An 8,554-nucleotide genomic window follows, 5' to 3' on the forward strand; every position below is an offset into this window, starting at 1 on the left:
CTACCCACAACACACCAGTAATTCCAGCTGTTACTAGCAGACGCCAACCAAAGTCAGGAATCTGAATAACTGGCACGACACTAGTACCAAACCCGACTACAAAACCAGCAACCATGGCGGTTAGTTCCGCAGCAGCATTAATCCGCCACCAGAACCAACGTAACATTAACACTAATCCCGGTCCGGTACCAATGGCAATTACTAATCGGAATACGGTGGCAACGTCTGTGGCAAAGAAGGCGGCAATTGCTCCTAAAACCGTGACCAGCACTGATGCAATCCGCCCCACTAAGACTAGTTCCGATTCTCTGGCCTGGGGATGAACAAAGCGCAAATAGAGGTCATTAGTGAGATAGGAGGCTCCCCAGTTAATGGAGGTAGACACGGTACTCATAAATGCGGCGAGCAGGGAGGTTACCACTATCCCGAGCATCCCTCGTGGCAAAAAGTCTAGCATCAGTTTGGGATACCCCAATTCCCGGTCTGCCAAATCTGGATAGATTACCATTGCGGCTAGGGCAACTAAAATCCAGGGCCAGGTCCGGATTACATAGTGAAAGATATTGAATAGCCAAGCCGCTTTCTCGGCATCTGCTTCATTTTTGGATGCGGCCAAACGCTGGACAAATTCACCACCGCCATCACTGCGACGCCATGCCCACCATTGCAGGAAGATATAGGCAGAGAATGTGCTAGCACTGATGCCAGCGGTTTCACTCCAACTAATGCCTCCGGAACCGACAGTGAGGGGAAAAAAGGCTAGTACATCCTGTTGGGTGACTTCCTGCACTTTTGGGACTAGTTGATGAATACCACCGACATGGTTAATGGCAACTACAGCAACTATCATTGCTCCGAGTAGGGCAAAAAAGAATTGGAAGAAATCTGTAGCTACTACGCCCCACAGTCCAGCAAAGCCAGCGTAAACTAAGACTAGAACACTTACTCCCAATACACTCCAGAGTTTTACACTACTGGCTTCGGGCGCAATACCAAGGCTTTGCCAAATTTCTAGAGCACCTACGACTTTGACCATGGCTAGCATGGCATAGCCAATGGCAATACAGTTGATTGGTACCGCAAACAGAAAGGCTTTGGTTCCCCGTAATAGGGCAGCTATCGAGCCACCATAACGGATTTCCGTGAGTTCGGCATCCGTAACAATTTCTGACCGTCGCCACATCCGGGCAAAGATGTAAATCATGATCAGATGGGATATGCCAAAACTCCACCATTCCCAGTTGCCCGCAATGCCTCGATTGCCAACTACTCCGGCAATGTAGAGGGGGGTATCTATGGAAAAAGTGGTGGCAGCCATACTGGTACCGGCTAACCACCACGGGAGCGATCGCCCCGAAACAAAGAAATCCACAAGACTGCCGGAAGCCTTGCGCGAGAGGTATAGTCCTAACCCTAAAGACAAGACTAAGTAGACTAGGACAATCAGCCAATCAACGAGTTGCATAAATTCCGGTTGCTGGTCACGGATTGAGATATCATATCAGATTCGGACGGGATCCCCCTCCCGTCCCCCTGATTAAGGGGGAAGCCAGTGCGTAGGGTGCGTTAGGGGCGGGCTTGCCCTCATGTTCAACCTCTTCGAGCCTGGTTGGAACCGCCCGCCCCGTAACGCACCACGGGATCAAACTACGGTATGGTTGATATCTACATCGATCTGGCTGCGGAAGAAGCGATCGCTGCTGAGAAAGGGTGTAGGGTGCGTTAGGGACGGGCTCGCACTGATTTTCCGCCTCGTAGTGTTGGGATAGCCCGTCCCGTAACGCACCGCCAGTGTTGGGACGGGCTCGCACTGATTTTCCGCCTCGTAGTGTTGGGATAGCCCTTCCCGTAACGCACCGCCAGTGTTGGGACCGCCCTTCCGAAAATTGCCACAGGCTGGAAGCCTGTTCCACGCAAACATGCCCGTTTCACCCACCGGGTCAAACAGCAAACGTGAGATGCACCCCAATAGGCAATAGGGGCAAGAGCTCCAGAGTTTTTTAGTAAAATAAAACAGATGCACCCAATCCGGAAATAGGGAGATATTTGATATGGTTTTCCCCTTGCCAGATAAATACATTGACCTGCTCACGGATTTCGGCTTTAAGCGCGTCTTTGGCACTGAGCCCAACAAAGCACTGTTAATCGATTTCTTGAATACTCTGTTGCCTCCTCACCATCAGATTCAGGATGTCACCATTAAGAATCCGGAGTTCTTGGGTAAGACCTTAGTGGACAGAAGAGCAATTTTTGATATTTATTGCCAGAGCACAAGCGGTGAACGTTTCATTGTGGAAATGCAAAAGGCAAAACAAACGTTCTTCAAAGACCGCAGTGTCTACTATGCCACTTTCCCGATCCAAGAACAGGCGCAACAGGGAAATTGGAATTATAAGCTAACGGCAGTCTACACTGTCGGTATTCTGGATTTTTGTTTTGATGACCATAAGCAGGATTCAGAACTGTTGCATGTGGTAGAGCTAAAAAATCAGCGGTGTGAAGTGTTCTACGATAAGTTGAAATTCATCTATGTGGAACTACCAAAATTTACTAAATCTGTTGATCAACTAGAAACCCATTTTGATAAGTGGTTATTTTTATTGAGGCATCTCGCCAGCTGTAATGCTCCCCCTGAACCGTTGCAAGGGAATGTGTTTGCCCAGCTATTTGAGGTGGCCGAGATTGCCAATTTCTCCTCTGAGGAGCAAGCCCTGTACCAGGATAGTCTGAAGGTCTACCGGGATATGTACAGTGTTAATCAAACCTTGATTCAGGAAGGTCTTGAACAAGGTCTCGAACAAGGTAGACTTGAAGGTCTTGAACAAGGTCTCGAACAAGGTAGACTTGAAGGTGAACAAGCAGGTATACAAAAGATTGCTAAACAGATGAAGGCAGCAGGGTTACCCCTGAAGGATATTGCTCAATATACTGGGTTGAGTGTGGATGACATTGATCAGTTGTGAGCGAGCCTCTGAACCTCTTCCTTGAGTATTTGAATATCAACCTTGAGTATCTCGACCTCGTGGACGAGTATTTGAGTCTCGTGGACGAGTATTTGAATACCGTGGTTGAGTCTCAGAGACTCGTGGACGAGTATTTGAGTCTCGTGGGCGAGTATTTGAATACCGTGGTTGAGTCTCAGAGACTCGTGGACGAGTATTTGAGTCTCGTGGGCGAGTATTTGAATATCGTAGACCAGTCTCAAAGACTCGTGAACGAACCTCTGAGCCTCGACGGTGAGTATTTGAATACCGTGGTTGAACCTCTGAACCTCGTGAACCAGCCTCTGGACCTCGTGAACGAACCTCTGAACTTCGTGAATGAACTTCTGAACCTCCCTAGGGGTTCCCCTGGGCCTCGCGGTCGAGCCTCAGAACCTTGCGGTCGAGCCTGATTGCCTCACGGTCGAGCCTGATTGCCTCGTTATTTATATTCATTGCTTCATTTTCAAGTCTTATTGCTTCGTTTTCAAGTCTTATTGCTTCGTTTTCAAGTCTTATTGCTTCTTTTTGTACCCTCATTGCCTCTTTATTGAGCCTAAGAGCCTCCCTAGGGGCTCCGAGGAGCCTCATTGCCTCTTGCCTCTTGCCTCTTGCCTCTTGCCTCTTGCCTCTTGCCTCTTGACTCTTGCCTGTTCCCTGTTCCCTATGGCATACCGTTAACCTATCTTTTGCTTCAGGATGCTCGACAAAGTAATCTTGGAGCAATTCACAGCCCCTAGCCAGCATATCATCTAAACTTTCAAGCGCCCGAATTCTGGCAGTTTTGTCGAAGGAAGCAGTGGCCAGCCTCTGTCCATCCGGGCTTAATTCTACACTATATTCCGAGTACTTATGCTCTTCGAGCACGTCTAATTGATTGCCCTGTAAGTCCCAAATTCTGGCAGTTTTGTCCAATGAAACAGTGGCCAGCCTCTGTCCATCCGGGCTGAATTCTACACTATATACCGAGTCCTGATGCCCTATGAGCACGGCTAATTGATTGCCCTGTAAGTCCCAAATTCTGGCAGTGCCGTCGGATGAAGCAGTGGCCAGCCTCTGTCCATCCCGGCTGAATGCCACATCCGTTACCCTGTTCTGATGCCCTGTGAGCACGGCTAATTGATTGCCCTGTAAGTCCCAAATTCTGGCAGTTTTGTCATAGGAAGCAGTGGCCAACCTCTGTCCATCTGAGCTGAATTTTACACTTGTTACCTTTTCCTGATGGCCTGTTAGCACGGCTAATTGATTGCCCTGTAAGTCCCAAATTCTGGCAGTTTTGTCCTCTGAAGCAGTGGCAACCCTCTGTCGATCCCGGCTTAATGCTACATCGATTACCGCGCGCTTATGCCCTTTGAGCACGGCTAATTCATTTCCCTTTGTATCCCAAATTCTGGCAGTTTTGTCATATGAAGCAGTGGCAACCCTCTGTCGATCAGGACTGACTGTTACACTCCATACCGCACCCTGATGACCTGTGAGCACGGCTAATTGATTGCCCTGTAAGTCCCAAATTCTGGCAGTTTTGTCATAGGAAGCAGTGGCAATATTCTTTCCATCCGGGCTGAATGCTACATCCGTTACCTGATCTGGATGCCCTGTGAGCACGGCTAATTGATTGCCCTGTAAGTCCCAAATTCTGGCAGTTTTGTCATAGGAAGCAGTGGCCAGCCTCTTTCCATCCGGGCTGAATGCTACATCTTTTACCTCATCAGGATGCCCTGTGAGCACAGCCCCTTCTCGGAATTTACTAATACTCTGCTGGAGGGCATATACAGGACTGATGACAGGATATTGATCCAGGGGGCGACCATCTTTAACGATATTATATAGCTCTTGCCCAGTCTCCATTGCCAAGTACAAAAGCTTTTGCTTTTCTGTACTGGTGCCGCAGCAAACATTATCCTGTAACTGTACTATAATCCCAAGCCCTTCCCGTTCTAGTTGCATGTCTGTTTTGGCTTCCTCTATTTTTTCTCTAGCCTTGATACCAGTCACCACAGCAACAATTACCGCAACTAAGGACAAACCCAATACAATTCCCCCTCTGGATATGGTTCGCTTGGCTTTTGCTTGAGCCTTGGCTAATATCTGACTAGCCTCTTTCTCAGCAGCCAAAGCCTTTTGGACTTCTCGCTTGTCTAAAACCTGACTAGCTCTTAAGAACTGGGAATCCAAATCGCTTAACGCTTTCCCACTCGACCATTGTTCCGCCTGCTCTAATGCTTTCCCGCGCAACAATCGAGAGTCATCCTTACATCCAGAATCAACCCAAGCCGTAAAAGCCTCACAGTAGGGGCGTAGTCTGGCCAATTCTTGATTGACCCAATTACAATTGAAAACCTCCCCATAAATCCGGTTATTAACCTTTAAACAGCCATGGTGCTCAACCACCAGCCCCGACAACCTTAATTCCGTCTGTTCTTCACTACCATCAGCCGCTATACAACCGTGATCCAACACTTGCTGATACAAACCCAACAGCCTACCAGCCCGTTGCTCATTTCTGAGGATGCGATCGCGTATGGTCTTGAAATGCTCCTGTTCATCCTGAGTTTCCCAATTTTCTATGATCTGGCTACGCACTATCTGTTCTAGGGAAAGACTATTTCCCGATTCCGAAGTCTCCACCACCAAACGACACAGCCGCTGGGTCAGAAACGGTTGTCCTCCCGTCCAATGTACTATCTCACCTAAAACCTGTTCAGGATTATCCACCTGGCCTACCAAACCGGGAACCAAAGGCGGTTTGGCCTCCTCAAAGGTAAACCCAGTTAACTGAATATCCCGACCAATATTAAACGGGGTGCGCTGTTTATCCTGAATTAAATCTGCTGCAGTTGCCACCCCCAGCAAACAAAAGGTTAGACGATTGTAAGCTGGATTTTCGGCTCTTTGATTGTAACAGGCCCTAATTAACGCCAAGAAATCATCTTTAAAGTTAACTTTAATAATACTATCAATTTCATCCAGAAAAATAACAATCGGTTGACGGATTTCTTCTAGGATAACCGACTCAATAAACTCATCTAACCACTGGACTTGTGAGAATTTTTCACGCTCTTTTAACCAAGGAATTACCTGGATTTTTGTGTTCAATTTAAAACTCTTGGCAAGACTTCTAATCAAACTGCCATACCACTGCTGGGAGGTTACTTGATTGCCAATCCTGGTAACATCAATAGACCCACAAGCGACTCCCGCATTCTTTAGCTTTTCCATGGTTCGCACCCGCAAACTGGACTTACCCATCTGTCGGGAATTCAGCACATAACAAAACTCCCTAGCCATCAATGCCTGATAAAGCTCGTGATCAGCTTTTCGGGTCACATAAGTGAGTTCATCGTGACCTAAACTACCTCCAACTTTGTAGACTGTTGATTGTTTATTGGTCATGGTTGAATAGGGAACAGGGAACAGTGGGAAGAGTGTGGGGAGTGTGGGGAGAGGGGAGAGAGAAGAAGTAGTTTTCAATAATTTGGTATAGTTAAAGATGTTTTTGCTCATTGTTATTCTACTTCCTGCTCTATTGATAATAATGATATTACCCCGACTCCCGACTCCCGATTCCCGACTCCCGACTCCCGACTCCCGACTCCCTGCTCCCTAAATGCGATCGCTAAAATACTGACGATACAAATTACATCTCAAACTACAATCATTCCCATGGCGCTCAACCAGCCCCATACTTTCCAACTTCCGAGTTATATTAGCATCCAGGCGGACGGGCTTAGTTGTACTAACTAGTAGTTTAACAGTGTCCAGCAATTCGGAATGCTTTTGAATACTAGTTAACAGTGAGTACAGATAACTGCGATAAATTCCTGCTTCTGTGGGGGCATTAGCCAAAAGGGTATCCAGTTTCTTCTCTACTGCTTGGTGATTCTTGAGATGATCAAAAGCTTGGGACAATAAATAAGGATGTCCCCCCACCATTGCCATCAGTTTGGTTACTGAATCCACAGACAAATTCAACCCATAACCCTGGGAAAACCGCTTGACCTGCTGAGCATCAAACTGTAGTAACTCTATAGGTTTTCCCACATTAAATGGCGACTTATTCAGATCTAAATCAATGTAAACTTCCGTGGCATGACCCACAACCAACCGCAGTTTTTTCCAACTATCCTCAAACTTGCCCGTCTCATGCCAATTACGGAGCAACGGCAGAAACTCTTCAGCAATGTCTTGATGGTGAAACACTGGATCAAGGTCATCCAAGCACAACAGTAACGGACTTTCTAAAGAGGCTAACAAATACTCTTCAAAGTAGGCAGTGCAGTTGTCAACACTGGTAAAAAAACTATCATCCCAATAGGTCTGCAACTGATTGGGCAATTTCAGTTTTTTACCAACTTGCAAGCAAAACGACTTTAAAAATATATCTAAATTAGTGAAAGGGAGCTGATTTATATTTAAATAAACTTTTCCATAAGCCTGTTTTTCGCCATGGGCGATAATATTCTGAATCAATAAGGTTTTGCCCATCCGTTTCGGCGCTTTAATCCGAATTAACGCTCCCGGCTTAACAATTTCCTGATAACAACGATTTTCAATTGGTGGGCGCTCAATATAAATCTCTTGATCAGCTTTAGATTGATCAAGAGATTGATCAATAAATTTATATTGATCAGCTTTAGAACGATAGGATGACAACTCGTACTCTTTTAATACTTGGTCAGCCACTAACTCAGGCTTATAGGTATTAACGATTTCAACTATTTCCCAACGACAATTAAAACCATTAGCTTCAATATCAAAGTCTTTATAGATTTTAGAAATATGGTTTCTTACAGTAGATACATCATAGACACGTAAAACCTTTTCTTTGATTGCTTCATCTGTTTGGCCACCAACCACCGCCTCCAACACTTGTCGCCTTTTCCAGGGCATGGTCTTGAATTTTTGCTCGAAGGCTTCTTTACTAATCATCGACGAGTGCTCCTTGTGCAGTAGATAGTCCTATAGTTATTTTAAATTATTGTTGATGATTTCATCAAGATTGAGTGAAGAATTTCACATTTTTTTTTTTAGCAGTTAAAAAATAATCACAAAGATATTTTTGACCTTCACATTAGTGAAGATGTGAAGAGCCATGAACTAACGTGAAGTTTGTTCGTAAGCATTCAGCTATCAGCTATCAGCTATCAGCTATCAGTTTATGCGCTACGGGCACGCTACGCGAACAGGTTAAGCGCTACGCGCACGCTACGCGAACAGCTTATGGGCTACGCGCACGCTACGCGAACAGCCAAAGGCCAAGGGCTGACGGCTGACTGCTTACTGCTTACCAATAAAAAAAATCGGTCAAGGTTTGGTTAACCAATTCTTGACCGAATTCTATTATGTAAGCCATTACAAGTACTGCTGAGCTGATCAGCTATCAGCTATTAGCCAAAGGCTGACCGCTGACCGCTGACCGCTGACCGCTGACTGCTGAATGCTTACCTCAGCAACTGATCCAAAACAACAACATTCCAACTTCTAACTCAGTAAACTAACCTCCACAAAACAAGTTTCACTTATGGTCGCCAGGGCGTCAAAACCCTGTCTTGATGCAGTCGCTCATGGGGGAA

The 8,554-nt window shown here is 46.2% G+C and carries 7 protein-coding genes; 3 read left to right on the forward strand and 4 right to left on the reverse strand.

Annotated elements, in window-relative coordinates; all coding sequences use genetic code 11:
- On the reverse strand, positions 1-1,465 hold a 1,465-nt coding region (locus tag F6K38_RS30480), incomplete at its 3' end, for a sodium:solute symporter family protein (RefSeq protein WP_287358800.1).
- A 177-nt stretch (positions 1,466-1,642) separates the two neighbouring features.
- Positions 1,643-2,080 carry a hypothetical protein gene (locus tag F6K38_RS30485; protein WP_287358803.1) on the reverse strand — a complete coding sequence of 146 codons (438 nt, stop codon included), beginning with the start codon at positions 2,078-2,080 and terminating at the stop codon, positions 1,643-1,645.
- On the opposite strand from F6K38_RS30485, the gene F6K38_RS30490 reads away from it, so the two are divergent.
- Positions 2,052-2,963 carry an Rpn family recombination-promoting nuclease/putative transposase gene (locus tag F6K38_RS30490; protein WP_287358804.1) on the forward strand — a complete coding sequence of 304 codons (912 nt, stop codon included), beginning with the start codon at positions 2,052-2,054 and terminating at the stop codon, positions 2,961-2,963. The two genes, F6K38_RS30485 and F6K38_RS30490, sit on opposite strands and share 29 nt — an antisense overlap.
- On the forward strand, positions 2,960-3,394 hold the full coding sequence (locus F6K38_RS30495) for a hypothetical protein (protein ID WP_287358807.1): 435 nt from the start codon (positions 2,960-2,962) through the stop codon (positions 3,392-3,394). Before F6K38_RS30490 ends, F6K38_RS30495 begins: the two co-directional genes overlap by 4 nt.
- On the opposite strand, the gene F6K38_RS30500 is transcribed toward F6K38_RS30495, so the two are convergent.
- Together F6K38_RS30500 and F6K38_RS30505 are read right to left on the reverse strand one after the other, a co-directional pair.
- On the reverse strand, positions 3,339-6,374 hold the full coding sequence (locus tag F6K38_RS30500) for an AAA-like domain-containing protein (protein ID WP_287358810.1): 3,036 nt from the start codon (positions 6,372-6,374) through the stop codon (positions 3,339-3,341). The two genes, F6K38_RS30495 and F6K38_RS30500, sit on opposite strands and share 56 nt — an antisense overlap.
- A 210-nt stretch (positions 6,375-6,584) precedes the next feature.
- A complete protein-coding gene (locus F6K38_RS30505) occupies positions 6,585-7,910 on the reverse strand; it encodes an AAA-like domain-containing protein (RefSeq protein ID WP_287313206.1) in 1,326 nt (441 codons plus the stop codon).
- Positions 7,911-8,090: 180 nt separating this feature from the next.
- Between F6K38_RS30505 and F6K38_RS30510 the strand changes: the two genes are divergently transcribed.
- Positions 8,091-8,300: a hypothetical protein gene (locus F6K38_RS30510; RefSeq protein ID WP_287358813.1), complete on the forward strand. Its 210-nt coding sequence runs from the start codon at positions 8,091-8,093 to the stop codon at positions 8,298-8,300.
- Positions 8,301-8,554: the final 254 nt, after the last annotated feature.

Source organism: Moorena sp. SIO3B2 (assembly GCF_010692525.1).
GTDB classification, from domain to species: Bacteria; Cyanobacteriota; Cyanobacteriia; order Cyanobacteriales; family Coleofasciculaceae; genus Moorena; species Moorena producens.

What these genes read in the sequence shown, in the direction of transcription:
- F6K38_RS30505 (WP_287313206.1), bottom strand. Translation starts at nt 7,910, where the DNA reads ATGATTAGTAAAGAAGCCTTCGAGCAAAAATTCAAGACCATGCCCTGG.
- F6K38_RS30490 (WP_287358804.1), top strand. Translation starts at nt 2,052, where the DNA reads ATGGTTTTCCCCTTGCCAGATAAATACATTGACCTGCTCACGGATTTC.
- F6K38_RS30485 (WP_287358803.1), bottom strand. Translation starts at nt 2,080, where the DNA reads ATGTATTTATCTGGCAAGGGGAAAACCATATCAAATATCTCCCTATTT.
- F6K38_RS30500 (WP_287358810.1), bottom strand. Translation starts at nt 6,374, where the DNA reads ATGACCAATAAACAATCAACAGTCTACAAAGTTGGAGGTAGTTTAGGT.